The sequence below is a fragment of the Flavobacterium sp. genome (assembly GCF_029945805.1).
Classification (GTDB): domain Bacteria; phylum Bacteroidota; class Bacteroidia; order Flavobacteriales; family Flavobacteriaceae; genus Flavobacterium.
In genome coordinates, this window is record NZ_JAQSDH010000014.1 from 1 (window position 1) to 24,649 (window position 24,649).

Consider the following 24,649-nt stretch of genomic DNA (forward strand, 5'->3'; position numbering starts at 1 on the left):
GTCAGTAAAAATTAGATTACAAAGACACGGTAAAAAACAAAAACCTTTTTACTGGATCGTAGCAGCAGATGCTAGATCAAAAAGAGATGGTAGATACCTTGAAAAATTAGGGACTTACAATCCAAATACCAATCCTGCAACCATTGAATTAAACCTTGACCAAGCGGTACAATGGTTACACAATGGAGCACAACCAACGGATACTGCAAAAGCAATTCTTTCTTATAAAGGTGCTTTATTGAAACACCACCTTGATGGTGGAATTCGTAAAGGAGCTTTAACTCAAGAACAAGCAGATGCTAAGTTAGCTTCATGGTTGGACGAAAAAGCTGGAAAAGTAGACAATAAAAAAGAAGGTTTATCAAAAGCACAGGAAGCTGCTAAAGTGAACGCTTTAAAAGCTGAAAAAGTGGCTAATGAAAAACGTGCTGCTGCCGCTGTTGAAGCTGCAAAAGTAGAAGATGTTGCTGAAGAAGTTGCAGTTGAAGAAACTGAAACTCCCGAGGTTGCTGAAGTTGCTACAGAAGAAGCTCCTGCTGCTGAAGTTGCTACAGAAGAAGCTCCTGCTGCTGAAGTTGTTGCTGAAGAAGCTCCGGCTGCTGAAGAAACTAACGAAGAAAAAGAAGCTTAATACTTCGAGCAATTATGCGTAAAGAGGATTGTTTCTATTTAGGTAAGATTGCAAAAAAATTTAGTTTCAAAGGGGAAGTTTTACTCTATTTAGACACAGACGAACCCGAGTTATATGAGAATATGGAATCAGTTTTTGTTGAATTCAACAAAAACCTGGTTCCATTTTTTATTGAAAACAGTTCCTTACACAAAAATGACTTTCTTCGGGTGCAATTCGAAGATGTGGATTCCGAAGAAGAAGCCGATAGCATCTTAAACTGCGATGTTTATCTTCCGCTAAATATGTTGCCAAAACTTTCAGGTAACAAATTTTATTTTCACGAAGTGATCGGATTTGAAATAGAAGACCAACGCGTTGGGATTTTTGGGAAAATTGTATCTATAAATGATTCTTCAGCTCAACCTTTATTTGAAGTTTTAAATGGGGAAGTCGAAATTCTTATTCCGATGATTGATCAATTCCTAGTAAAAATCGACAGAGAAAACAAAAAAGTCATCATGGATTTGCCGGAAGGTTTAGTCGAAATGTACCTTTAATTGATAATTAACAGTTAACAATTGATAATTATTAGGAGCTATTTCCTGCTCTCCGCTATATCTTTTGCTCCGCTCTGCTCCACAAAAGGATGCCGCTCCTATCAGGGCTATGGCCTTATTTCTTTACATTATTAATTATCCATTGTCAATTATCAATTAAAAATGTTTCAATTCAAACAATTTTCCGTTAATCAAGACCAATGCGCCATGAAAATTGGCACCGACGGCGTTTTGCTGGGCGCATGGTGCCCGATAGACAATCATCCGTTTTCTGTGTTGGATATTGGCGCCGGAACTGGAATTTTAGCGCTAATGTTGGCACAACGAACGAATGCGGACCAAATTGACGCGGTTGAAATTGACGAGAACGCATACGAACAATGTGTAGATAATTTTGAGATTTCGCCCTGGAGCGATCGCTTATTTTGTTTTCATGCAGGATTAGATGAATTTATGGAGGAACCCGAAGACGAATACGACATTATCATTTCCAATCCTCCCTTTTACACCGAAGATTACAAAACCGAAAACGAACAACGCGATTTAGCTCGGTTTGCTGACGCAATGCCTTTTGAGGATTTGGTTGAAGCTGCTGATTTATTATTGTCTGAAAACGGAATTTTTGCCGTAATCATTCCGTTTAAAGAAGAAGAACGCTTTATTGATTTATGTGCTGAAGCGGAACTTTTTCTGGTAAAAGTTACGCGCGTAAAAGGTTCCCATAAGACTCCAATTGTTAGAAGTTTGTTGGCTTTTAAGCGTTATGAACTTTCTGTTTTGACCGCCGATGAATTGGTTATTGAAATCAATCGTCATGAATATACGGACGACTATATTAATCTTACCAAAGATTTTTATTTGAAGATGTAATCAAATTAGTCAGAAATACTGATTTCCACATTAATGGAAAAACGATTGTTTTTTTGCCATTTTCCTTCTTTAAAATACCAAGTATCTCTGTATCTATCACTGTAATCAACAGCAATACTAGGTTCGTAGAAAAATGCATTGGAATAATAGGGTTTAGCGTAATTTTTATTTTGTTCTAAAAGTAAATGCTGTACGACTACAAATAGCCCTTCTTTAGGAAAATCTAAATCACTAACATCAACTTCTAGAACATGAGTTCCTTTTTTTAATCTAATAATATTATTTTCTGTATTTAAAATTTTATCAGGCTCTCCATTATCCCTAACAGAATAAAAAATCAAGTTTACAGTTCTATTTTTGGCACTCGATGTAGCGCAAAATTTAACCTTATTTATAAACCCTTTATTGGATTGGTTTGGGAAATATTTCGCACACATTCCCGTTTTGTCATCAAATTGAACTGCATAAGAACTAGTGCCTCTTTTTGCTTTTCCTAATTTGACAATGTCCTTATTCGTTCTTTTTACAACCCTTACCTCGTATAATTGAATAACTTCCGGTTCTAAGTAAATTGTTTTATCTGTATTCTTAATTCTAAAATAAGTGGTCTTATAGCCAATTGCAGAAATTTTAAAATCGGAATTTAAGTGTTTCTCATCGACCTTAAAAACACCGAGTGAATCTGAGGTTGCATACATTTTATCTTCCTTCCAGATATTGGCATAAGAAACCGGGATATTCGAACTTCTATCTTTTAAGTAAATAGGAGACTGCGCTTGTGATAGCGAACAAATAAAAAGAAAAACAAAGAAAACCTTCTTCATGTATACTTATTTAAAAAACAATACTAAGATAGTTTTTATAGTATAACTAATGATATTAAAATTTAACAAAGCCTTCGCAATTAAGTGAGTTGTTTTGTCTAATTTTAATAACTAAACACAACTTATCTAAAAGCACATGTCTAAAATTACTTCCCTTTTATTTTTATTGATTTCCTGCATTTCTTATTCCCAAACAGAAAAACTGATTCACGGAAAAGTTTCCTATCAAGACAGTTATCAGAAAAACGTTGATGTCATAAATTTTATTACAAAGAAAATTACCAATACCAATGTTTATGGCGAATTTGATATTACTGCCAAAGTTGGTGATGCGCTTATTTTGATGTCTGAAAACTTTGCGGATCAAAAATACATCTTGACTAAAGAAGACTTTGCCAAAGGTTCAGTTCTTATAAAATTGATTGAAAAACCCATTGCATTGGATGAAGTTGAAATAAAACTTGTTAAAGACTTAAAATTGGCGACTGTATCCTATAATGATCTTAAAATGACCAAAATCGAAAAAGAACAAGCGCGTCCAAAGAATACTGATGTTTACACGGGTGAAATGGTTAACGGAATGGACTTTGTTCAAATTGGAAAGATGATTGGAAAATTATTTAAAAGCAAAAAACCAAAAACTTCAACCACAGAAGTGACTTTTAGCGAATATTCAAAAGCGAATTTCAATCAATCGTTTTACACCAAAACGCTAAAGTTAAAACCCTCAGAAACTGCCAGATTTATCGACTATTGTGAAGCAGATTCTAAATCCAAAATCGCAATGAAAAGCAACGATGAGCTCACTATCTTAGAATTTCTGATGGAAAAGAAAACAGAATTCGACAAACTAAAATAGTATCCTTTTCAACAACGGCCCTAGCCCAGATGGGAACGGCATCCTTTCACACGCTCAGGTTTTAAAAAAACCTGAGCGTGTGAAAGATATAGTGGACAGCTGGATTAAGCTTCAAAAAATTATAACAATTGTTCATCGGAATTTTGATTAAGATTCTTTAGCTTTGCAAACGTTTTCGTAAAATAAAAAAATAATGAGATTGCTCGGCAAACTCGCAATGACAAAAGTATGAAACCAGACTTATTTCAAGCTCCAGATTACTATTTATTAGATGATTTGCTTACCGAAGAACACAAATTAGTTCGTGATTCTGCTCGTGCGTGGGTTAAACGCGAAGTATCTCCAATTATAGAAGAATATGCTCAACGCGCTGAATTTCCGAAACAAATCATTAAAGGTTTGGGTGAAATTGGTGGTTTTGGACCTTACATTCCAGAGGAATATGGGGGTGCTGGTTTAGATCAAATTTCATATGGTTTAATCATGCAGGAAATTGAAAGAGGCGACTCAGGTGTTCGTTCAACTTCATCTGTTCAATCTTCGTTAGTAATGTATCCTATTTGGAAATTCGGAACAGAAGACCAACGTAAAAAATATTTACCAAAATTATCTACAGGAGAATTTATGGGTTGTTTCGGTTTAACGGAGCCAGATCACGGTTCCAATCCAAGCGGAATGACAACCAACTTCAAAGACATGGGCGACCATTATTTGTTGAATGGTGCAAAGATGTGGATTTCGAATGCACCATTTGCAGACATCGCTGTAGTTTGGGCAAAAGATGAATCAGGAAGAATTCATGGATTAATTGTAGAGCGCGGAATGGAAGGTTTTACAACTCCAGAAACGCACAACAAATGGTCTCTTCGTGCTTCATCAACCGGGGAATTGATTTTTGACAATGTAAAAGTCCCAAAAGAAAACTTGATGCCAGGAAAATCTGGGTTAGGCGCACCGATGCAATGTTTAGATTCGGCTCGGTACGGAATCGCTTGGGGCGCTATTGGTGCTGCCATGGATTGTTACGACACCGCTTTGCGTTATGCGAAAGAAAGAATTCAGTTCGACAAACCGATTGCTTCCTTCCAGTTGCAACAAAAAAAATTGGCAGAAATGATAACCGAAATTACCAAAGCGCAATTGTTAACATGGCGTTTAGGTGTTTTAAGAAATGAAGGAAAAGCAACCACTGCTCAGATTTCAATGGCGAAGAGAAATAATGTTGACATGGCGATTCACATTGCTCGTGAAGCTCGTCAAATGCTCGGTGGAATGGGAATTACTGGCGAATATTCGATTATGCGTCATATGATGAACTTAGAATCGGTGATTACTTATGAAGGTACACACGACATTCACTTGTTAATTACAGGTGCAGATATTACTGGAATTCCAGCTTTTAAATAAGATTAGACAATAGATAAAATTGATACAAAATGCTTTTCAGAAATGAAAAGCATTTTTACTTTTACATAAATTAAAATCCTTTTGGATTTAGTAACCGTATATTTTAAAAACGCTATGAACATTTCTACGATCAACACTAAAATAGAATCACACAAACAACTCTTATTGCAACATCCGCTTTATGAAAAAGTTAAGACGATTGAGGATTTGCATCAGTTTTTAGAAAATCATGTCTATGCCGTCTGGGATTTTATGTCGCTATTAAAAGCCTTGCAAAGCAGATTGACTTGCACTACTACGCCTTGGTTTGCCACACAAAATCCGGAAACGCGTTATTTAATTAACGAAATTGTTTTAGCCGAAGAAAGCGATTTAACTTTGGACGGAAAACGCTTGAGCCATTTTGAAATGTATTTAGAAGCGATGCAAAGTTGCGGAGCACAAACAACGGCGTTAGAAGCCTTTTTGCAAAAGGTAAGTGATACTAAAAATATTTTTATTGCGATTAAACAAAGTGATTTACATTACAAAATTAAAGCGTTTTTAGACTTCACTTTCCATGTTATCGAAGAAGGAAAGTCCCATAAAATTGCAGCGGCTTTTACTTTTGGACGAGAAGATTTAATTCCGAACATGTTTACCGAAATCCTCAAAAACTTTGAGCAAAACTTTCCAGAAACCGATTTGTCGAAACTGATTTATTACTTCGAAAGACACATCGAGTTAGATGCTGATGAACACGGACCAATGGCCATGCAGATGATTTCAGAACTTTGTCAGGAGGACGAACACAAATGGAAAGAAGTTGAAGAAGTTTCAATTTTGGCACTCGAAAAACGAATTGGACTTTGGGACGCTATTGAAGAAAAAATTGAAAATAAATTAGAATTAGCGTAAAGAGATTTAATCTGAAACCTTATTGATTTAAGCTACCTATAATAAAATAAAATCAAAACCATAAAACGGTTACTATTTTTCATTTGTTTTATTTTTTTACTGCGCTGAAGTAGTGATAGTATCATAATTACTTCCCAAAAAAAAAAAAGTATTTTGCACTTGGTAATAGTTATACTAAAAGCCAAAGCGTTTGTGAAATCTGTCGTTTTCCGGTTCAGCTGAAAGACCGTATTGGGAAGTATTTTTTAATTCAAATGATACGTTTCAGATTAAAATTATCGCACAAACGGGTTGGAGAAGCACTAAATTGAAATTTGTTCAGAGAATCTAGCCTGAAGCTAGAGTTAAAATGGTAGATTAATCAAAAAGACTTAATCCTCAATTTCCTAGTTATTGCTCTGGTGCAATCTCTATTTCCAGTCCGTCAATAGCTTCTGTAATTGGAATTTGACAACCCAACCGGCTATTTTCTTTTACATGGTAGGCTTCACAAAGCATGGCTTCCTCGTCCGGATTACGCTCTGATTTTAAAACATCATTTAAAACATAGCATTGGCAAGATGCACACATGGCCATTCCGCCACAAATACCAACGGTTCCTTCTGGAGCTAATTCATAAGCACGAATTAATTCCATAATGTTCATGTTCATATCCGTTGGTGCCTGGACTTCATGAGTTATACCCATTCGGTCTGTAATTTTTATAGTGATGTCTTGTGGCATTTTAGTCTATCGATTTTACTACGGCTTTTTCAGCCTCTTTTCTTGTTCCGTCAAATCCGTCAACACCTGAAACCGTTGTATATTTCAGGACATACTTTTTTCCCGGATTAATTCGATTGTAAACACTTTGACACATTAAAGTAGCTTCGTGAAAACCACACAAAATCAGTTTTAATTTTCCTGGATAACTATTTACATCGCCAATGGCGTAAATGCCATCAATGTTGGTTTGGTAATCCAAAGCATTGTTCACTTTGATCGCGTTTTTTTCAATTTCCAATCCCCAATTGGCAATAGCTCCTAACTTAGGTGTCAATCCGAAAAGTGGAATGAAATAGTCTGTCTGCACATTCATTCGAGCAGCATTAATCTGAATATCAACCGATTCAATACGTTCTGACCCTTTGAAACCAACTACTTCAGCTGGAGTTATCAATTTTATTTTTCCGGAATTTTTTAATTCCTGTACTTTTTCAACAGAATCTAAAGCGCCACGAAATTCATTTCTACGGTGCACCAAAGTAACTGATGCAGCAACCTCTGAAAGGAAAATACTCCAATCCAAAGCCGAATCACCACCACCAGAAATGACTACATTTTTTCCTCTATACTTTTCAGGATCTTTAATAAAATAATCAATACCTCTGTCGTGTTGCTCGTAAAAATCTAAATCTTTTAAAATGGGTTTTCTTGGCTCAAAAGTTCCTAAACCACCGGCAATCGCAACGGCTTTCGCATGGTGTTTTGTTCCTTTATTTGTTGTGACAATGAAAGTTCCATCTTCAAGTTTTTCGATAGTTTCAGCTGTTTCTGCTAAGGTAAATCCGGGTTGAAATTGTTTGATTTGTTCCATCAAATTGTTCACCAAATCGCCTGCTAAAACTTCGGGATAGCCCGGAATATCGTAAATGGGTTTTTTGGGATATAATTCGGATAATTGCCCGCCAATTTGTGGAAGAGCATCTATTAAGTGGCATTTTAATTTTAATAATCCTGCTTCAAAAACAGCGAAAAGTCCGGTTGGTCCGGCTCCGATTATTAGTATGTCTGTTTCAATCATTTTTTTGTGTGGCATAATGTAGCAATTTCTTTGCTGCAAAGTTTGGGAAACTTTCTATCAAATTCTATGATTTTTATCATTTAAACACTGCGTTAGGGATTGCAGCAAGTACCATGTACTGCGGAAAGCCCGACCCCGATAGAGAAAATCAAGTTTGTAAAACGTAGATTTTGCTAATCGAGGGGGAACGCCCAAAACATTAGGCAATATTCTCTACGGTTTCTATTTGTGGAGCATACTTTTTAATGGTAGTTTCAACGCCGGCTTTCATAGTGCTGATGCTCAAACTGCATGAAGTACATGCACCTTGCAAACGTACTTTTACGTGTTTTTCATCCTCAATAGAAACTAGGCTGATATCACCACCATCTGAATTCAGAAAAGGTCTGATTTCACTCAATGCTTTTTCAACATTTAAAGTCAATTCTTCTATGTTCATTATTTTAGATATTTTAGATTTATAGACTCCTTAGCCATTTTAGATTATCAGATTATTAGGTTTTTTTCTATGTCGTCTAAGCTTCTAAGTGGTCTAAAGCGTTAGCCTCTATTTTTTATTTACGGCGGAGCAACCAGCCATTGTTGTTATTTTGATAGCGTCGGTAGGCGGGAGACTTTCATTTCTGCTTACCGTCTCCTGTACTACATTCCTTGTGATTTCTTCAAATACTTTTTCGATTACCGAAGCGGTTTGCAGAGCTGCAGGACGACCGTAATCTCCAGCTTCGCGAATGCTTTGAACTAAAGGAACTTCTCCGAGAAAGGGCACTTGTAAATCTTCTGCAAGATTTCGGGCTCCACCTTGTCCGAAGATATAATATTTATTATTGGGCAATTCATCTGGTGTGAAATACGCCATATTTTCGATAATTCCCAAAACTGGAACGTTAATACTGTCTGACATGAACATTGAAACTCCTTTTTTGGCATCAGCTAAAGCAACCGCTTGCGGCGTACTTACGACAACTGCGCCCGTTATTGGAAGTGACTGCATAATAGACAAGTGAATATCACCGGTTCCTGGAGGTAAATCGATTAACATAAAGTCTAATGATCCCCAATCGGCGTCAAAAATCATTTGGTTTAACGCTTTAGAAGCCATTGGTCCACGCCAAATAACGGCTTGACTTGGAGAAGTGAAGAATCCGATAGAGAGAATTTTGATTTCATAACTTTCAACGGGTTTCATTTTTGATTTACCATTCACCTCAACCGAAATTGGTTTCTCGTTTTCAACATCAAACATGATTGGCATACTTGGTCCGTAAATATCGGCATCAAGGATTCCGACTTTGAAACCCATTTTAGCCAACGTCACAGCTAAATTTGCCGTTACAGTTGATTTTCCAACACCGCCTTTTCCAGAAGCTACCGCAATAATATTACTGATTCCCGGAATGGCTTTTCCTTTGATTTGGTTTGGATTTGCAGTCGCCTCTACTTTGATATTCACTTTGACAACAGCATCAGGAGAAAATTTTTCGTGAATTAACTTTCGGATGTCGTCTTCTGCACGTTTTTTAATGTGCATTGCTGGTGTTGAAATTAATAAATCTACGATTACTTCGTTACCAAAAGTCAGCACGTTTTTAACGGCACCACTTTCCACCATATTTTTTCCCTCGCCAGCAATGGTAATAGTTTCCAAAGCCAAAAGAATTTCTTTCTTATCTAATTTCATTTTGAGTTTACTGTTTACAGTTAACGGTTTACAGTCTTTTATTAAGACTTAATACAGATTGCAAAGATAACTTGAAAATAGTTAATAGGGAAAAGAGAAAAGGCAAAAGTTTTTGATGGTTTGATAATTAAAGTCTATCCGGTTTTTTCTTTTTTTGAAACGGGGCTTATTCGACTTCAGGAGTCCAAAAATGCTTTTCAAAATCGACAATCTGGTTATCTATTACTTTAATTCCTTCGCTTTCCAATAACTGCTGCATTAAATTAGTTCCTTCAAAATGATGTTTGCCCGACAACAAACCAGTTCTGTTTACCACTCTATGCGCCGGAATATCTTCTATATTGTGAGATGCATTCATTGCCCAACCCACCATTCGGGCTGACCGAGCTGTTCCCAATGCTTTGGCAATAGCTCCATAAGAAGTCACTTTCCCTTCTGGAATTTGGCGTGCAATGGCGTAAACTCTTTCGAAAAAATTGGGTTCCATTATTTATAAAGCAGTTTAAAAAGTGTCACGACCGCCATAAAAGTTGTTACCGAGCCCATGATGGTATTAAAATTTTTCATCAGGAAGTTAGTTTTCTTTTCAATCTTTTTAAAGGCAACAATGTAGATGTAAAAAACGGTAAATGAACCTATAACCACTCCAACTACAAAACAAGAAACGGGAAGTCTATCAAAACTAAAGTAACCCGCTGCGGATAAACTCATACTAGCAAACACATAAAACGGGATTGGAAGTAAGTTTAGTGTAGACAATAACATGCCCATAAAGAAACGCTTTGATTTACCTTTTACGGTTTTACCCGTTTTAATTTTCTTTGGTTTTTTGGCTATCCAGAAAAAATAAACACTGAGTAGCGAAAAAACCAAAATACCAATTTCTTGAAGCGTGGCAACAATTTCTTGGTGGTTGTTGATAAAACGAGCGAAAAGTACGGCTACGAATGTCTGGAAAAAAATAATTACCGCAGCGCCAATTGCAAAACTTAAGGCTACATTTTTACCATCTTGCGTACTTATTCTTGCTGCTGACATGTTTATTAACCCAGGAGGCATAACTGCCAGAAAGGCAATAAAAAAACCAAGAACAAGTGGTAAAAAATAAAGCATCTATTTGATTTTAAAACGAATATACGTAATTGCTTTGTTGATTTCCAAATATTGATTTTCGTAGAAGGTCTGGATGGCTGTTACCACTTCAGGTGCACCTTCATTTTTGTAAACATTGTGATTGGCATATAAAACGTCGTGTCCTTCGCCATGTAACAATCCTAAAGTGTATCCGTGCATGAATTCGCTGTCAGTTTTTAGGTTGACAACGCCGTCTGGTTTCAGGATTTTTTTATATAACTGCAGAAATTCTGAATTAGTCATTCGGTGTTTGGTGCGTTTATATTTGATTTGTGGATCTGGGAAAGTAATCCAGATTTCGTCGACTTCGTTTTCGGCAAAAATAAAATTGATTAATTCGATCTGTGTTCGAACAAAAGCAACATTGAACATGCCGCCATCAACTGCAGTCTTGGCACCACGCCAGAAACGCGCCCCTTTAATATCAATACCTACAAAATTCTTGTCAGGATATCGTTCGGCCAAGCCAACTGAATACTCCCCTTTTCCGCAGCCTAGTTCGACTATAATTGGATTGTTATTTTTGAAAAATTCTGTATTCCATTTTCCTTTCACTGGAAAATCACCGCCTACAACTTCTTCCCTTGTTGGCTGAAAAACGTTTTCAAATGTTTCGTTTTCTTTAAACCGCTTTAATTTATTCTTACTTCCCACAAATTTAATTTTTTGGTAAAATTAAGGAAATATAAACTATTGAAAATCTTTTTTACTTTGCAATGTTAAAACCGTAATTTCCCCAAGTGAAAAATTCAACAAGAAACATTTTGGTTGCCCCTTTAAATTGGGGTTTAGGTCACGCCACCCGGTGTATTCCAATTATTCGTGAATTAGAAAAAAATGGCTTTACGCCTATTTTGGCTTCTGATGGCATGGCGTTACAGATACTTCAGAAAGAATTTCCGCATTTGCAAGCCTTAACATTGCCTTCTTACCAAATTGAATATGCCAAAAATGGTGGTGATTTTAAATGGAAGCTAATTAAAAATAGTCCAAATATGATTGAAGCTATTTTTACTGAAAAAAAAATCGTCAAAAAATGGATTACAGCACATAATTTACATGGAATCATTTCGGACAATCGACTAGGAGTTTACAGCAAAAAGATTCCAAGTGTATTTATCACACACCAGCTGACTGTTTTATCCGGGAAAACAACCTGGATTTCAAGTAAACTGCACCAGCATTTTATCAAAAAATTTACCGAATGCTGGATTCCAGATGCCGAAGGACACCCTAATTTAACTGGGAAACTGGGACATTTAAAAAAAAGCAAGTTGAATTTAAGATATCTTGGTCCGATCAGCCGACTAGAAAAAGAGACACTACCCATCAAACAGGACTTGATGGTCATTCTCTCTGGACCGGAACCACAGCGTTCTTATTTGGAACAAAAACTTAAAAATGAAATTCGCTTGTTTGACGGGAAAGTAATTTTTATAAAGGGTGTAATCGAACCAGAACAAAAAATAGAAATCGCGGAAAATGTGACCTTTTACAATTTTATGACTTCTGGAGAGCTAGAGATAGCATTTAACGAAAGTGAAATGGTGCTATGCCGTTCAGGATATACCACGGTAATGGACTTGGCAAAACTTAAAAAGAAAGCTTTTTTCATTCCCACACCGGGGCAATTTGAGCAAGAATATTTGGCTAAACGATTAAAAAGAAATGGCTTTGCACCTTATGCGAGGCAAGAAGATTTCAAAATTGAAGATTTGAAAGATGTTAAATTATATCAAGGATTGCCGCAAGTCAAAAAAGACCTTCATTGGAAGCAGTTATTGATCCTTTTCGAGGGTGAATGAAAACTCTGAGCCTTTACCGAATTCGCTTTCGATGTAGATTTTTTCACCATGTGCTTCAATAATATGCTTTACGATTGAGAGTCCGAGACCAGAGCCACCTTGACTTCTTGCGCCACTTTTATCCACTCTGAAAAAGCGTTCAAACAAGCGCGAAATATTTTGTTTTTCAATTCCCTCGCCATTATCTCTAACTCTGACAATAATTTTATCATCTACTAAATCTTCTACGGTTACTTCGGTTGTGCCGTTTTCTTTTCCGTATTTTATCGAATTCATTATCAAATTGGAAAGTACCTGCTGTATTTTTTGTTGATCTGCGAAAACGTTAACTGCTCGGCTGTAGCGTCTGTCAAACATCAGGATAATATTCTTTTTGTCGGCAGTCATTTCGAGTAAATCGAAAACACTTTGCACCAATTCTACAATATCAAATCGGGACAATTCCAAGTTCACATCACCCATTTCGAGTTTGGAAATCATATCCAAATCTTCGACGATATAAATTAGTCGTTCGACACCTTTTTCGGCTCTATCAAGGTATTTTTTTCGGACACTCTTATCGTTTATTGCACCATCAATCAGCGTAGAAAGATAGCCTTGGACGGTAAATAATGGTGTTTTTAGTTCGTGAGAAACATTTCCAAGAAATTCTCTTCGGTATTCTTCGCGGACTTTTAAAGTTTCAATTTCGAGTTTTTTATCGGTAGCGAATTTTTTTACTTGTTTGGTCAAGGTTTCCATATCAGTTGTTATGGGCTGATTTCTAAAGGACGTAGATTCCAAAAGCGAAACATCATCGTAGATTTTTTTCACCCTTCGGTAAATAAACCGTTCGACACGATATTGGATAACAAAAAAAGAAAATGTAGCCATAGACACTGCAAACAGCAGTATAACAAGCAATGAAAATTCGTGAAAAAACCATAATAAAATGGAAAGAAAACCTGTAGAAAAAAGAGTGATGTATGCTGTTGAAACTAAAGCAAACGTATAGGTTTTCTTGAATTTTATTTTCATTTACACTTCTAATTTATAGCCAACTCCTTTAATGGTTTTGAACAATTCTTCTCCAATTTTTTCACGAAGCTTTCTAATGTGAACATCTATTGTTCTTCCACCAACGATGACTTCGTTACCCCAAACTTTATCAAGAATTTCTTCGCGTTTGAAGACTTTTCCTGGCTTAGATGCCAAAAGGTAAAACAGTTCAAATTCTTTACGAGGCAGGATGATTTCTTTACCTTCTTTAATAATCTTGTATTCTTCTCTATTGATTTCGATTCCGCCCACATTTAGCGTTTCAGATGCTTGTTCGTCATTTTTTAAACGGCGTAACAAAGCTTTCACTTTACTCACTAACAATTTTGGCTTAATTGGTTTTGTAATATAATCATCGGCGCCAGCATCAAATCCTGCTACTTGCGAATAGTCTTCGCTTCTTGCTGTTAAAAACGTGATAATAACATTACTCAATTCAGGCATTTTCCTGATGTTTTCGCAGGCTTCCATTCCGTCCATTTCAGGCATCATTACATCCATAATAATGAGTTGCGGCAATTCTTTTTTAGCTTTGATAATCGCTTCTTTACCGTTGGTTGCTGTTACAATTTGATATCCTTCTTGCGAAAGGTTATAGCCTACAATCTCTAGAATATCTTGCTCATCATCTACTAATAAAATCTTAATGTCTTTTTTTTTCATAATGAACATAATTGTATTTGTCGCTGTAAATGTAAAGATAATACAAAATGATTTGATAAAAGAGACTGGAGTTAACCGTAATTTAATCTGTTAACAATTTGGTAATGGTTAACCAACAAAAAGGTAATCTTTGAGTAACACGGCCTTTACATTGTGGTGGTTTCTTTGCACCAAAATTTAAACACACCTAAAAATGAAAATTAAATTAGTTATTACCTTCTTATTTATAAGTGTTCTTGGTTTCGCACAAAACAAAGGAACTATCACAGGGACTTTAACAGATAAAGATTTAAATAACGAAACACTTCCGTTTGCCAATGTGGTACTTAAGGGAACAACCATCGGTGTAACAACTGATGAAATGGGAAAGTATTCTATTAGTATCGAAGCTGGAACCTATACCATTCAATTCAGTTTTTTAGGTTATGAAAATATCGAGGAAAAAGTGGAAGTAAAAGCAGGAGAAACTATCACTTTAAACAAGGCGCTTGGATCTGGTAATTATCAATTGCAAGATGTCGTTATTCAAAACACCGTAAGCAGGGAAAAAGAATCTGTGTTGTTATTAGATCAGAAAAAAGCAGTTGAAATCAAACAAAGTATTGGCGCTCAAGAAATGTCTAGAAAAGGAGTTAGTGATGTTGCAACAGCTGTAACAAAAACAACTGGTATAACAAAACAAGAAGGTACTGGGAATATATTTGTAAGGGGATTGGGCGACCGATACAACTCTACTACAATGAATGGATTGCCTATCCCATCGCAAGATCCTGAGAAGAAAAATTTAAATTTGGAAATTTTCTCAACAGATATTGTAGAATCGGTTTCTATTGACAAAGTATATTCTACTAGATTATTTGGAGATTTTGCTGGAGGAAACGTGGATATTATTTCTAAAGATTATAAAGGTAAAGGATTTTTAAAGTTCGACATTGGTTCTAAAATCAACACGAATTCCGTTACGGAAGATAATTTCAAACTACAAAAAGGGTACAATAGCTTTGGATTTAGCACAACTACTATTCCGAACAACCCATTAACTTCCTACGGATTTAACACCTTACAACTAGAAAGTAAAAATCCGTTTGCTGGTACAATCGGATTGTCAGGAGGAAAAAATTTCAATATTGGATCGGAAGGAAAATTAAATCTTTTTGCTACTGCCAGTTATAGCAATGAATACAATTCTATTACTGATGGCAGCGTGAAAAGTATCAACGGAAGTGGAGTTGCCAACAAAGATTTTAATGATTTTACTTCAATGAGTTATTCAACCAATTTTACAGGAATGGTCAATATTGGCTACAAAATGAATAGCAATAATAAAATCAATTTTAATTCTATATTCATCAATACAGCAGCACTTTCCAAAGAAGAATATACAGGTTATTTTGTGGATGGTGGCGACGACGGAAATGGCTTCATCCGCAGAAACAAATACGACAAAAACACTTTGTGGATTAACCAATTATTAGGAGATCACAAACTATCATCACGTTCAAAATTCAATTGGGGCGTTTCCTATAATACCATTACAGGAGATCAGCCAGACAGAACCCAAAACACCTTAAACTTACAACCCGCTGGCGGTTATATTCTTTTAGGACAATCAGCGGCAAACAATCACCGGTATTTCCAAAAACTAGATGAAACAGAAGTGGCAACTAATTTATCTGTTGACTACAAATTCAACAAAAATGCAGATGGTGATTTTAAAGGTAAATTCACTGTAGGCTATTCAGCAAAAATCAAGAAAAGAAATTTTGAAGCAACACAATTCAATTTCAAACCAAGCAATGCCAATTCTGGAGATATAGTTGACATTAATAATTTAGATTTGTTTTTCAATCAACAAAATTACACTAATGATTTCTTCGAAATTTCTACTTTCAGAGGCAATTCAAATGCGGCAGGAGCAACTAATCCTCAATTTTACAAAGGTGATTTGTTTGTAAATGGCGGATATTTAAATACTGAATACAAGTTCAACAAAGTAACTGCTGTAATTGGTTTAAGAGGAGAGTATTTATTGCAAAAGGTGCAATGGAACACTTCATTGGATCCTGATGGCGGTAGTGATGAATTGGATAAAATAGCTTTTTTACCAAGTTTGATTTTAAAATATGAATTGAACGAAAAGCAAAATTTACGTTTTGGGTTCAGTAAAACCTATACCTTACCACAGTTTAAAGAAAGAGCTTTATTTATTTATGAAGAAGTAAATGAGTCTAAAATTGGTAATCCAAATTTATATGAGTCCGACGATTATAATGTGGACATCAAATGGGAATTGTTCCCAAAAAGCGAAGAACTTGTTTCGATTACAGCATTTGGAAAATACATTTTAAATCCAATAAACGAAGTAACTATCGTTTCCTCAACTAATGACGTTTCTTATGTAAACACTGGTGATTATGGCTATGTTGCTGGAGCAGAAGTGGAGTACAGAAAATTACTATTTAACTTTAGTGAAGGAAATGCTAAAAAACTTTCCGCAGGTATAAATGCCTCTTATCTCTATAGTAATCAGGAATTAAATTCAGCAAAAGTAATTAAAGAAACAGATTACAATGTTGCCTTTACCAACAAGGAAAGTAAATTAACTGGCGCATCTGATTTATTATTAAATGCTGACATTTCATTCCTTTCAGAATGGAATAATAAAGAAAGCAACTTAACAAGTACCATAGCCTTTAGCCAATTTTCAGATAGAGTATATTCTATTGGTACAAACAATAGAGGGAATCAGGTAGACAAAGCGTTTGGAACATTAGATTTTATTACAAAAGTAAAACTAAATAAGAATCTTGGATTTGGATTAGTAGCCAAAAATCTTCTAAACCCAACTATTAATAGAGTTCAGGAAAACAATAGTGGTGATGTAAATGTACTGTCATACAAAAGAGGCGTTGCACTAAGTTTAGGTGTAAACTATCAGTTTTAAAATTTTAAAATACGTTTGCTCTAAAAGAGTCGCCGGTGGTTACTCTTTTATATTTGGTCCCATTTTATTAACACACGAAACATTAAATTAATAGTTAGATAGGATTTTATTAATCAAACAATCACAATTACTTAACACCTTACAAATTTAAAAAATGCAAATTTGTACCAACAAAATAACTACAAATCATATTAAAAAAAAATGAAAAATTCAATCGTAAAATTATTTGGACTATTAGCTGTAACTGCTAGCTTATTCACTGGTTGTTCAACATCAGATAATGCACCATCCTCAACATTCATTGTAAATCCAGCAGACTTTAAAGGAACTATTGCTGACGGTGAAATTATTCTAGATGACAACATAGTTTACAACTTGACTGGAGCACTTATTGTAGGTAATGGTGCTAGTCTAACTATCCCAGCTGGAACTGTTATAGAGGCCACTGGTGGTACTGGTGCTTACATTGCTGTTGCTCAAGGCGGAAAAATATTTGTTAACGGAACAGCATCTAATCCAGTGGTGTTCACAAGTGGGAATGCTACACAAGCTCCTGGAGACTGGGGTGGATTAGTAATTTGTGGAAAAGCACCAATTAATACAGTTTCAGGCGGAACTTCTACTGCTCAATCTGAAGTGGCTGATTTGACCTATGGAGGCACAATTTCTAATGACAACTCAGGATCTATTAGATATTTAAGATTAGAATATACTGGTGCGAACTTTAGTTCAGTTAAAGAATTCAATGGAGCTTCATTATTTGGAGTAGGTTCTGGAACAACATTTGAATATGTTCAATGTTACCACGGATCAGATGATGGTTTCGAATTCTTCGGTGGAACTGTAAACACCTCTAATTTAGTTTCTTTTGGTAACGAAGATGACCAATTTGACTGGACAGAAGGTTGGAACGGAACAAACACAAATTGGTACGGTAAAATTTCTTTCGGAAAAGGAAATAGAGGTATCGAGGCAGACAACTACGAATTTGGATTTGCTAATACTCCAATAGCTAATCCTACAATTACAAACTTAACTTTAGTAGGTCCTGGAAGTACTGCAAGTTCAGCTATCTACACAGAAAATCAGGGACTAAAATTAAGAAGAGGAACTAAAGGTATTTTTACAAATGTATATTTAAGTGGTTTCGCAACAGGCTTTGACGTGGAGCATGATGAAACTATAGCTGGTGTTGGAACTGCACTAAAAGGAACAAATGTTACTTTTAATGACATTACTAACAAAACTAAAGGAAAAGCAACTGCTGTTCCACCAGCAACTTCAGGAGTTAGCGCAGATGTTACTGCAGTAGCAGCTGAAACTACAACAGCAACTGGAGCCGGAAATGGTGTTACTGCACCAACATGGGCTGCTAACTGGGCTATTGGATTGTAATAGTATTTGATAAATTAAAAATTAGAAATATCCCAAAATTAATTTTTTGGGATATTTTTTTTTGGTACAGTATTTGAAATAAATTTTTGTGTATATTTGTAATAACCAAATTGTTGACATGCGTAAAAACTACTTTTATATTATACTCTTTTTTCTTGCTTTCTCTTTCATCGGATTTTCCCAGGAAGTGAAACCACAAGGCGAATCTTTAGGGTTTTATCCTAACCCAGTTAGCAATGGCAAGATTTACATCACCTCAAAAACTAGCTTAGACAAAGAAGTTTTAATCTTTGATGTTTTGGGTAAAAAAGTATTGCAAACTACAATTTCATCGCGAGAATTAAATATTGCCGCTATTCCTCCTGGAGTATATATCATAAAAATAACCGAAGCAGACATAACTGCTACTAGAAAACTAATTATCAGATAGTTGATTTTTGGTTTTTTAACTTTTAATTAATCATTTTTTTACAGTCATTACTTTCCACAAATAAAATTTGTGCTTATATTTGTGGGCTAATTAAATTTAAAAAAATGAAAAAAATTTACTCTTTATTATTTATTGCATTAACAACTGCTTCTGTTTCTGGACAGGTAGTAATCAGCCAAGTTTATGGTGGTGGTGGAAATGCAAACGCAACTTTCTCTAATGACTTTATTGAATTATACAATAGAGGTACAGTAGCACAAAGTTTAAACGGATGGTCAGTACAATACGCTTCGGCTACAGGTACTTCATGGGCAGTAACTCAACTTCCAAATGTATCTATTCAACCTGGAAAATATTATCTAATACAACAAGCTGCAGGAACAACTCCATCTACAGCATTGCCAACACCAGATTTAGACGCAGTTACTTGTGCTTGTAGTTATTCTGGAGGAGCAACACCAACTGTACAACCAGGTACTGCAATGGCAGCTTCTAACGGAAAAATTATTCTTGTAAACACAATTACTGCACAAACTGTAATCGCGCCAACAGGACCACAAATCATCGACAAAGTAGGTTACGGAACTGCTAACGATTTTGAAGGTACCGCTGGAGCTCCAGCTATATCTGCTACTTTAGCTGCATTCAGAAAAGCTAATGGATGTACTGATACTAATGATAATGCTGCAGATTTCGCTGCATTAACTCCAGCTCCAAGAAATAGTGCTTCTGCTGCAGGAACATGCGCACCATTAGCCGTTAGTCAAAATAGTATTTCAGGGTTAAGAATTTATCCAAACCCAGTATCTAACGGAACTTTATTTATCGAAACTGCTGCTAATGCTGAAAAAACAGTAACTGTTTATGACGTTTTAGGTAAAAAAGTTTTAAATACTAAAACAATTGATACTGCTATTAACATTAGTTCTTTACACACTGGTGTTTACATTGTTAACATCACAGAAGAAGGAAAAACAGCTTCAAGAAAATTAGTTATCAGATAATTAGTTTCAACATAATTTTAAAAAGCTCTAACGAAAGTTGGAGCTTTTTTATTTTAAAACTTTACTGGTTCTTATATTTGCACTTTATAATTCGCCTTGATAAATTCACAAGACATATTCACCATTTCATCGCAAAAGCAATTTGAAAAAATAGCGCTTAAAGTTTTTCGTTTTCAACACGAAAATAATTTAGTATACAGAGAATTTTGCGATTATTTAAATGTGGATAAACAAGCCGTAAAATCTTTAAATCAGATTCCGTTTCTGCCCATTCAATTTTTTAAAAGCCGCGATGTGGTTTCCAACTCGGATGCTGTTCAGGAAACTTTCACCAGCAGCGGAACAACCGGAATGATTACCAGTAAACACTTGGTTACCGATGTTTCATTATATGAAGAAAGCTATCGAATTGCATTTTCTGATTTTTACGGAAACATACAAGACTATGTTGTACTTGCTTTACTTCCATCTTATCTAGAACGTTCAGGTTCTTCATTAATTTATATGGTTAAGGATTTAATTGAGCTTTCCAATAATGAAAACAGCGGTTTTTACCTTCATAATTATGACGAATTGATTACCAAACTTGTCGAATTGGATAATGCAGGTCAAAATGTAATCCTAATTGGCGTTACTTATGCTTTATTAGATTTAGTCGAAAAACAAAAGTTTCAGCTCAAAAACACCATAATCATGGAAACGGGTGGCATGAAAGGCAAACGCAAGGAAATGATTCGCGAAGAATTACACGAAATTCTATGTGATGGATTTGGCGTTCAAAACATCCATTCAGAATATGGCATGACCGAATTGTTATCTCAAGCCTACTCTTTGGGCAACGGAGTTTTCGAATGTCCAGCGTGGATGCAAATCCTAACTCGCGATACCGAAGATGCTTTGACTTACGTCGATTATGGAAAAACAGGTGGCATAAACGTAATAGATTTGGCAAATATCAATTCGTGTTCATTTATTGCCACACAAGATCTGGGCAAAAAATACCCCAACAATTCTTTCGAAGTTCTTGGCCGTTTTGACAATTCAGACATTCGAGGTTGTAATTTGATGGTGCTATAATAAACATGGCAGTTCTTCGTTATATACTAAATAAAAGCTGTGAAATATTTTTATCTATTACTTTTTTGCGCTACCCTTTTTGTGCAATCGCAAACTGTAGAAATAAAAATAATTTCGCTTCAAGCAACCAATGAGGCAAATACGAGAAGCTATAACTTAATCTATACGATTTCAAACCTTTCAGATAAAACAATAAATTTCGTATTGAATCCAAATTCAATTATTCCAATTGGTGCCGGTTCATTAAATCCAAGTGTCTATTACAAACTTTATGAAAATAACTCTTCAATAGATGTCAGTGGTGTTTTTACCCAACAAGGTAAAAGTAAAAGCTTTAAAGATGACAAAGAAATGCAAAAATATAGTGATTCACTCTTCAATACATTTAAAAGCAAGACTCTTGAAATACTTGAAAAAGAAAGAAAAGAAAGAATAACCAACAACATTCAAGAATTGAAACCCAAGGAAGAAAGACAATATGAAGCTGTTTTAAATTGGGACAAAACAAGATATTTCAGAAATGATGTTATCGAATATTACATCAACGAAACAGCAAAACATTATTTTGAACTTCACATAAATCTAATGCAAGATGAACTTTTATCGAAATTTACACCAGAGGAAAAGACAGAATTACTAAAAGAAAAAAATATTGTAAAAGGCTGGTTTACCTCACCTAAAGTCGAGATTGATTTTACAGAATAAAAAAGCCCACAATTTCTTGCGGACTTTGCGTAAACCTTTGTGAACTTTGCGATTAAACAATTCGCAACACAAAATAATTTTTCTTTCCGCTCTGCAACAAAACAAACCGATTATTAATCAAATCTTTTTTAGTTAGCTGAAATTCTTCAGTCACTTTTTCTTTGTTTACCGAAATTGAATTGGCGCTTAAAGCACGTCTCGCTTCACCATTTGATTTTAAAAATCCTGATTTTTCATTTAGCACATCAACAATGTTGATCCCAACCTCAATGTCATTTGTTGAAATTTCAGCTTGAGGAACGCCATCAAAAACTTCTAGAAAAGTAGCATCCTCCAAGTTCTTCAAATCAGCAGCTGTTGCATTTCCGAACAAGATATTCGATGCCTGAATTGCTTTATCCAATTCCGCCTTTCCATGAACCAACGTCGTAACTTCTTCTGCCAGCCTTCTTTGCAACACTCTCAAATGCGGTGCTTCTTTATGCTCAGAGATCATATTATCTAAAACATCTTTATCCAAAAAGGTAAAAATCTTTATGTATTTCTCCGAATCCTCATCTGAAGTATTCACCCAAAACTGGTAAAATTTGTAAACCGAAGTCTTATCAGCATCCAACCAAATATTACCGCCTTCCGACTTTCCGAATTTAGAACCGTCCGCTTTAGTAATCAAAGGCGTAGTCAATGCAAAAGCCTTAGCTTCGGTATGCGGATTCATTCTGCGAACCAATTCCGTTCCGGTTGTAATATTTCCCCATTGGTCTGAACCGCCCATTTGCAAAAGGCAATGGTACTGCTTGTGCAAATGATAAAAATCGTATCCCTGAATTAATTGATAAGTAAACTCAGTAAACGACATTCCGTCTCCAGCTTCACCAGTCAAACGTTTCTTAACCGAATCTTTCGCCATCATATAATTCACGGTAATTCGTTTCCCAACTTCACGAGCAAAATCAATAAACGAAAAGGTCTTCATCCAATCGTAATTGTTTACCATAATAGGCGCATTGGCTTCGGTCGAGTTGAAATCTAAAAATCGAGATAAAACGCTTTTGATTCCGGCTACATTCTTAGCCAATTGTTCTTCGTTAAGCAAATTACGTTCGTCCGATTTACCAGATGGATCTCCAATCATCCCTGTTGCACCTCCAACCAAAGCAATAGGCTTATGCCCAAAGTTTTTTAAATGCAGTAGTAAAATAATCTGTACCATACTTCCAATATGCAACGAATCTGCCGTTGGATCAAATCCGATATAGGCCGTCGTAGCTTCTTTCAACAATTGCTCTTCGGTGCCGGGCATGCTGTCATGGTACAAGCCACGCCATTTTAATTCTGTTACAAGATTCTTCATGGTAGTATCAATTTGGCGCAAATATAACAATTCATAAGAGTTTTTTGAAGCGAATGGCAAGTGATTTATCAGGAATCCATTTTCCTGCTTTCCGCACCACAAGGTGGATTGCTGCAATCAGGGCTAATATAAAATCTTTTGGCTTACTTGTAAACTTAAAAAATTCGTAAATCCAAGTTCGTATTTCGTAAATTAGCCGCATGATAGTAGTCACAGGCGGAACTGGATTGGTTGGAGCACATTTACTGCTGAATTTAGCAGAAAATGAAGTTGCTATTCGCGCTATTTATAGAAAAAATGCTGGAATTGAAAAAACAAAAGCTTTATTTCAACTGTACCAAAAAGAGCATTTGTTTTCAAAAATTGAATGGATTCAGGCAGATATCACTGATGTTCCATCTTTGGAAATGGTTTTCAATAATGTCGATTACGTTTACCATTGTGCAGGATGCATATCATTTGACCCAAAACACGAAGACAAACTCCGCAAAATAAACATTGAAGGAACCGCAAATATTGTAAATTTCTGTCTTGCCTATAACATCAAAAAACTTTGTCATGTAAGTTCAATTGCCGCTTTAGGCGATGTTATTTCCAACAAAACCAGCATCAATGAAGAAGCTGAATGGAATCCTGAAGTGCTGCACAGCGATTATGCAATTTCAAAATATGGCGCCGAGATGGAAATATGGCGTGCACAACAAGAAGGCTTGAATGCCGTAATTGTTAATCCGGGCGTAATTTTTGGTGCAGGATTCTGGAATCAAGGAAGCGGCTTATTTTTTTCCGAAATCAAAAAAGGGCTTCCATTTTACACCAACGGCACAACGGGCTATGTTGGTATTACCGATGTCGTAAAGATTATGATTCAGTTGATGAAAAGCGAAATAGTAGGTGAACGCTTTGCTGTGGTAGCCGAGAATTTAACGTTCAAAGAGGTTATTTTTAAAATTGCAGAAAACCTAAATGTCAGAAAACCAAGTACAGAAGCAAAACCTTGGATGACGGCAATTGCTTGGCGTTTGGATTGGATTAGTGCTACATTTTTCAGAACCAAAAGAAAAATGTCGAAATACAATGCGAATTCACTGTATTCGTCCGACGCTATTTCCAATGAAAAAATAAAAATTGCCCTGAATTTTGAATTTCAGAGCATTAATGATGTGATTATAGAAGTAGTTGCTTTACAGAAATAATTACTGAACCTGCGGCGTATCCGAATTTCTAGTACTGTTTGGATTTTGTGGAATTGCAATACCTTTTTTCTTCATTTCTGCTTCAACTTTGGCATTTTCTTTATTGAGTCTATCTTTAACTTTTTCAAACATCTTTTTATAATCTACCAAATCTGAGGCATAATACTTATTGCTTTTTGCAAATTGAATACTGTCAATTTTGTATTTTTTATAAATAAATTCGTTGGCTTTTTTTCTGTTTATTCCACCTTTAAGATTTTGCACTTTAATGGCTTCCAATAGTGAAATATCATATAAAATGTCAATCATTTTGTCCTTAGTAATCAAGTTATCTGGCTTCGCAACAGAATTTTCATTGCAACTGCTAAGTACAAAAACTACACAAATTATAAGTATAAACTTTTTCATATCTA

At 35.5% G+C, this 24,649-nt stretch carries 26 protein-coding genes; 14 read left to right on the top strand and 12 right to left on the bottom strand.

Features of this window, described 5'->3' with window-relative positions; all coding sequences use genetic code 11:
• The 3 genes from PSU83_RS03150 to PSU83_RS03160 form a co-directional block, all read left to right on the top strand.
• Positions 1-631: 30S ribosomal protein S16 (locus PSU83_RS03150; RefSeq protein ID WP_300586645.1), on the top strand; the 631-nt coding region annotated here is incomplete at its 5' end.
• A gap of 14 nt (positions 632-645) precedes the next feature.
• Entirely contained in the window at positions 646-1,170 is a 525-nt protein-coding gene (gene rimM / locus PSU83_RS03155; protein WP_300586647.1) for a ribosome maturation factor RimM, read from the top strand.
• A gap of 162 nt (positions 1,171-1,332) precedes the next feature.
• Positions 1,333-2,040: a methyltransferase gene (locus tag PSU83_RS03160; RefSeq protein WP_300586650.1), complete on the top strand. Its 708-nt coding sequence runs from the start codon at positions 1,333-1,335 to the stop codon at positions 2,038-2,040.
• Between the two features lie 5 nt (positions 2,041-2,045).
• On the opposite strand, the gene PSU83_RS03165 is transcribed toward PSU83_RS03160, so the two are convergent.
• Positions 2,046-2,864, bottom strand: coding sequence for a hypothetical protein (locus PSU83_RS03165; protein WP_300586652.1), 819 nt, complete (start codon positions 2,862-2,864; stop codon positions 2,046-2,048).
• Positions 2,865-3,000: 136 nt separating this feature from the next.
• Here PSU83_RS03165 and PSU83_RS03170 point away from each other — a divergent pair, with 136 nt between their 5' ends.
• From PSU83_RS03170 to PSU83_RS03180, 3 genes are all read left to right on the top strand, one after another.
• Complete coding sequence (locus PSU83_RS03170) at positions 3,001-3,723, top strand: hypothetical protein (RefSeq protein ID WP_300586653.1); 723 nt, start codon at positions 3,001-3,003, stop codon at positions 3,721-3,723.
• Between the two features lie 228 nt (positions 3,724-3,951).
• The gene (locus PSU83_RS03175) at positions 3,952-5,130 is read left to right on the top strand and encodes an acyl-CoA dehydrogenase family protein (protein WP_300586655.1); all 1,179 of its coding nucleotides are present in this window, start codon (positions 3,952-3,954) and stop codon (positions 5,128-5,130) included.
• A 114-nt stretch (positions 5,131-5,244) separates the two neighbouring features.
• A complete protein-coding gene (locus tag PSU83_RS03180) occupies positions 5,245-6,027 on the top strand; it encodes a DUF3050 domain-containing protein (protein ID WP_300586657.1) in 783 nt (260 codons plus the stop codon).
• 390 nt (positions 6,028-6,417) lie between these two features.
• On the opposite strand, the gene PSU83_RS03185 is transcribed toward PSU83_RS03180, so the two are convergent.
• The 7 genes from PSU83_RS03185 to trmB all read right to left on the bottom strand — a co-directional run bounded on the left by PSU83_RS03185 (position 6,418) and on the right by trmB (position 11,279).
• Positions 6,418-6,750, bottom strand: a complete 333-nt coding sequence (locus PSU83_RS03185) for a 2Fe-2S iron-sulfur cluster-binding protein (RefSeq protein WP_300586659.1) — start codon at positions 6,748-6,750, stop codon at positions 6,418-6,420.
• Between the two features lies 1 nt (position 6,751).
• The gene (locus tag PSU83_RS03190) at positions 6,752-7,810 is read right to left on the bottom strand and encodes an NAD(P)/FAD-dependent oxidoreductase (protein WP_300586756.1); all 1,059 of its coding nucleotides are present in this window, start codon (positions 7,808-7,810) and stop codon (positions 6,752-6,754) included.
• Positions 7,811-8,009: 199 nt separating this feature from the next.
• Entirely contained in the window at positions 8,010-8,249 is a 240-nt protein-coding gene (locus PSU83_RS03195) for a NifU family protein (RefSeq protein ID WP_300586661.1), read from the bottom strand.
• A gap of 108 nt (positions 8,250-8,357) precedes the next feature.
• A complete protein-coding gene (locus PSU83_RS03200; protein WP_300586663.1) occupies positions 8,358-9,491 on the bottom strand; it encodes an Mrp/NBP35 family ATP-binding protein in 1,134 nt (377 codons plus the stop codon).
• Positions 9,492-9,657: 166 nt separating this feature from the next.
• Positions 9,658-9,981, bottom strand: a complete 324-nt coding sequence (locus tag PSU83_RS03205) for an MGMT family protein (protein WP_300586758.1) — start codon at positions 9,979-9,981, stop codon at positions 9,658-9,660.
• Complete coding sequence (locus PSU83_RS03210) at positions 9,978-10,529, bottom strand: lysine transporter LysE (protein WP_300586665.1); 552 nt, start codon at positions 10,527-10,529, stop codon at positions 9,978-9,980. The genes PSU83_RS03205 and PSU83_RS03210 overlap by 4 nt, the downstream gene beginning before the upstream one ends.
• Before the next feature lie 75 nt (positions 10,530-10,604).
• The gene (trmB, locus tag PSU83_RS03215) at positions 10,605-11,279 is read right to left on the bottom strand and encodes a tRNA (guanosine(46)-N7)-methyltransferase TrmB (RefSeq protein WP_300586667.1); all 675 of its coding nucleotides are present in this window, start codon (positions 11,277-11,279) and stop codon (positions 10,605-10,607) included.
• A gap of 86 nt (positions 11,280-11,365) precedes the next feature.
• Here trmB and PSU83_RS03220 point away from each other — a divergent pair, with 86 nt between their 5' ends.
• A complete protein-coding gene (locus PSU83_RS03220; RefSeq protein WP_300586669.1) occupies positions 11,366-12,430 on the top strand; it encodes a glycosyltransferase in 1,065 nt (354 codons plus the stop codon).
• On the opposite strand, the gene PSU83_RS03225 is transcribed toward PSU83_RS03220, so the two are convergent.
• Positions 12,404-13,447: an ATP-binding protein gene (locus PSU83_RS03225; RefSeq protein ID WP_300586672.1), complete on the bottom strand. Its 1,044-nt coding sequence runs from the start codon at positions 13,445-13,447 to the stop codon at positions 12,404-12,406. The two genes, PSU83_RS03220 and PSU83_RS03225, sit on opposite strands and share 27 nt — an antisense overlap.
• Positions 13,448-14,131, bottom strand: coding sequence for a response regulator transcription factor (locus PSU83_RS03230; protein ID WP_300586674.1), 684 nt, complete (start codon positions 14,129-14,131; stop codon positions 13,448-13,450).
• A 193-nt stretch (positions 14,132-14,324) separates the two neighbouring features.
• Here PSU83_RS03230 and PSU83_RS03235 point away from each other — a divergent pair, with 193 nt between their 5' ends.
• The 6 genes from PSU83_RS03235 (at position 14,325) to PSU83_RS03260 (ending at position 21,686) form a co-directional block, all read left to right on the top strand.
• Positions 14,325-17,075 carry a TonB-dependent receptor gene (locus PSU83_RS03235; RefSeq protein WP_300586676.1) on the top strand — a complete coding sequence of 917 codons (2,751 nt, stop codon included), beginning with the start codon at positions 14,325-14,327 and terminating at the stop codon, positions 17,073-17,075.
• Positions 17,076-17,276: 201 nt separating this feature from the next.
• The gene (locus tag PSU83_RS03240) at positions 17,277-18,470 is read left to right on the top strand and encodes a hypothetical protein (protein ID WP_300586678.1); all 1,194 of its coding nucleotides are present in this window, start codon (positions 17,277-17,279) and stop codon (positions 18,468-18,470) included.
• A gap of 118 nt (positions 18,471-18,588) precedes the next feature.
• A complete protein-coding gene (locus PSU83_RS03245; protein WP_300586681.1) occupies positions 18,589-18,900 on the top strand; it encodes a T9SS type A sorting domain-containing protein in 312 nt (103 codons plus the stop codon).
• A gap of 104 nt (positions 18,901-19,004) precedes the next feature.
• Positions 19,005-19,904, top strand: a complete 900-nt coding sequence (locus tag PSU83_RS03250) for a lamin tail domain-containing protein (protein WP_300586683.1) — start codon at positions 19,005-19,007, stop codon at positions 19,902-19,904.
• 96 nt (positions 19,905-20,000) lie between these two features.
• Positions 20,001-20,981, top strand: a complete 981-nt coding sequence (locus PSU83_RS03255) for an acyl transferase (RefSeq protein WP_300586684.1) — start codon at positions 20,001-20,003, stop codon at positions 20,979-20,981.
• Positions 20,982-21,020: 39 nt separating this feature from the next.
• On the top strand, positions 21,021-21,686 hold the full coding sequence (locus PSU83_RS03260) for a hypothetical protein (protein WP_300586686.1): 666 nt from the start codon (positions 21,021-21,023) through the stop codon (positions 21,684-21,686).
• Between the two features lie 52 nt (positions 21,687-21,738).
• Here PSU83_RS03260 and tyrS read toward each other — a convergent pair whose 3' ends face one another.
• Positions 21,739-23,040, bottom strand: a complete 1,302-nt coding sequence (tyrS, locus tag PSU83_RS03265; RefSeq protein WP_300586688.1) for a tyrosine--tRNA ligase — start codon at positions 23,038-23,040, stop codon at positions 21,739-21,741.
• A gap of 200 nt (positions 23,041-23,240) precedes the next feature.
• Here tyrS and PSU83_RS03270 point away from each other — a divergent pair, with 200 nt between their 5' ends.
• The gene (locus PSU83_RS03270; RefSeq protein ID WP_300586690.1) at positions 23,241-24,236 is read left to right on the top strand and encodes an NAD-dependent epimerase/dehydratase family protein; all 996 of its coding nucleotides are present in this window, start codon (positions 23,241-23,243) and stop codon (positions 24,234-24,236) included.
• On the opposite strand, the gene PSU83_RS03275 is transcribed toward PSU83_RS03270, so the two are convergent.
• A complete protein-coding gene (locus PSU83_RS03275; RefSeq protein WP_300586692.1) occupies positions 24,237-24,644 on the bottom strand; it encodes a DUF4296 domain-containing protein in 408 nt (135 codons plus the stop codon).
• Positions 24,645-24,649: the final 5 nt, after the last annotated feature.

Bases quoted from the DNA above. Each gene is read 5' to 3' on its own strand.
- PSU83_RS03185 (WP_300586659.1), bottom strand. From the start codon at position 6,750: ATGCCACAAGACATCACTATAAAAATTACAGACCGAATGGGTATAACT.
- PSU83_RS03275 (WP_300586692.1), bottom strand. From the start codon at position 24,644: ATGAAAAAGTTTATACTTATAATTTGTGTAGTTTTTGTACTTAGCAGT.
- PSU83_RS03160 (WP_300586650.1), top strand. From the start codon at position 1,333: ATGTTTCAATTCAAACAATTTTCCGTTAATCAAGACCAATGCGCCATG.
- PSU83_RS03230 (WP_300586674.1), bottom strand. From the start codon at position 14,131: ATGAAAAAAAAAGACATTAAGATTTTATTAGTAGATGATGAGCAAGAT.
- PSU83_RS03245 (WP_300586681.1), top strand. From the start codon at position 18,589: ATGCGTAAAAACTACTTTTATATTATACTCTTTTTTCTTGCTTTCTCT.
- PSU83_RS03165 (WP_300586652.1), bottom strand. From the start codon at position 2,864: ATGAAGAAGGTTTTCTTTGTTTTTCTTTTTATTTGTTCGCTATCACAA.
- PSU83_RS03240 (WP_300586678.1), top strand. From the start codon at position 17,277: ATGAAAAATTCAATCGTAAAATTATTTGGACTATTAGCTGTAACTGCT.
- rimM (WP_300586647.1), top strand. From the start codon at position 646: ATGCGTAAAGAGGATTGTTTCTATTTAGGTAAGATTGCAAAAAAATTT.
- PSU83_RS03175 (WP_300586655.1), top strand. From the start codon at position 3,952: ATGAAACCAGACTTATTTCAAGCTCCAGATTACTATTTATTAGATGAT.
- PSU83_RS03190 (WP_300586756.1), bottom strand. From the start codon at position 7,810: ATGATTGAAACAGACATACTAATAATCGGAGCCGGACCAACCGGACTT.
- tyrS (WP_300586688.1), bottom strand. From the start codon at position 23,040: ATGAAGAATCTTGTAACAGAATTAAAATGGCGTGGCTTGTACCATGAC.
- PSU83_RS03180 (WP_300586657.1), top strand. From the start codon at position 5,245: ATGAACATTTCTACGATCAACACTAAAATAGAATCACACAAACAACTC.
- PSU83_RS03250 (WP_300586683.1), top strand. From the start codon at position 19,005: ATGAAAAAAATTTACTCTTTATTATTTATTGCATTAACAACTGCTTCT.
- PSU83_RS03195 (WP_300586661.1), bottom strand. From the start codon at position 8,249: ATGAACATAGAAGAATTGACTTTAAATGTTGAAAAAGCATTGAGTGAA.
- PSU83_RS03200 (WP_300586663.1), bottom strand. From the start codon at position 9,491: ATGAAATTAGATAAGAAAGAAATTCTTTTGGCTTTGGAAACTATTACC.
- PSU83_RS03170 (WP_300586653.1), top strand. From the start codon at position 3,001: ATGTCTAAAATTACTTCCCTTTTATTTTTATTGATTTCCTGCATTTCT.
- PSU83_RS03270 (WP_300586690.1), top strand. From the start codon at position 23,241: ATGATAGTAGTCACAGGCGGAACTGGATTGGTTGGAGCACATTTACTG.
- PSU83_RS03235 (WP_300586676.1), top strand. From the start codon at position 14,325: ATGAAAATTAAATTAGTTATTACCTTCTTATTTATAAGTGTTCTTGGT.
- PSU83_RS03210 (WP_300586665.1), bottom strand. From the start codon at position 10,529: ATGTCAGCAGCAAGAATAAGTACGCAAGATGGTAAAAATGTAGCCTTA.
- PSU83_RS03225 (WP_300586672.1), bottom strand. From the start codon at position 13,447: ATGAAAATAAAATTCAAGAAAACCTATACGTTTGCTTTAGTTTCAACA.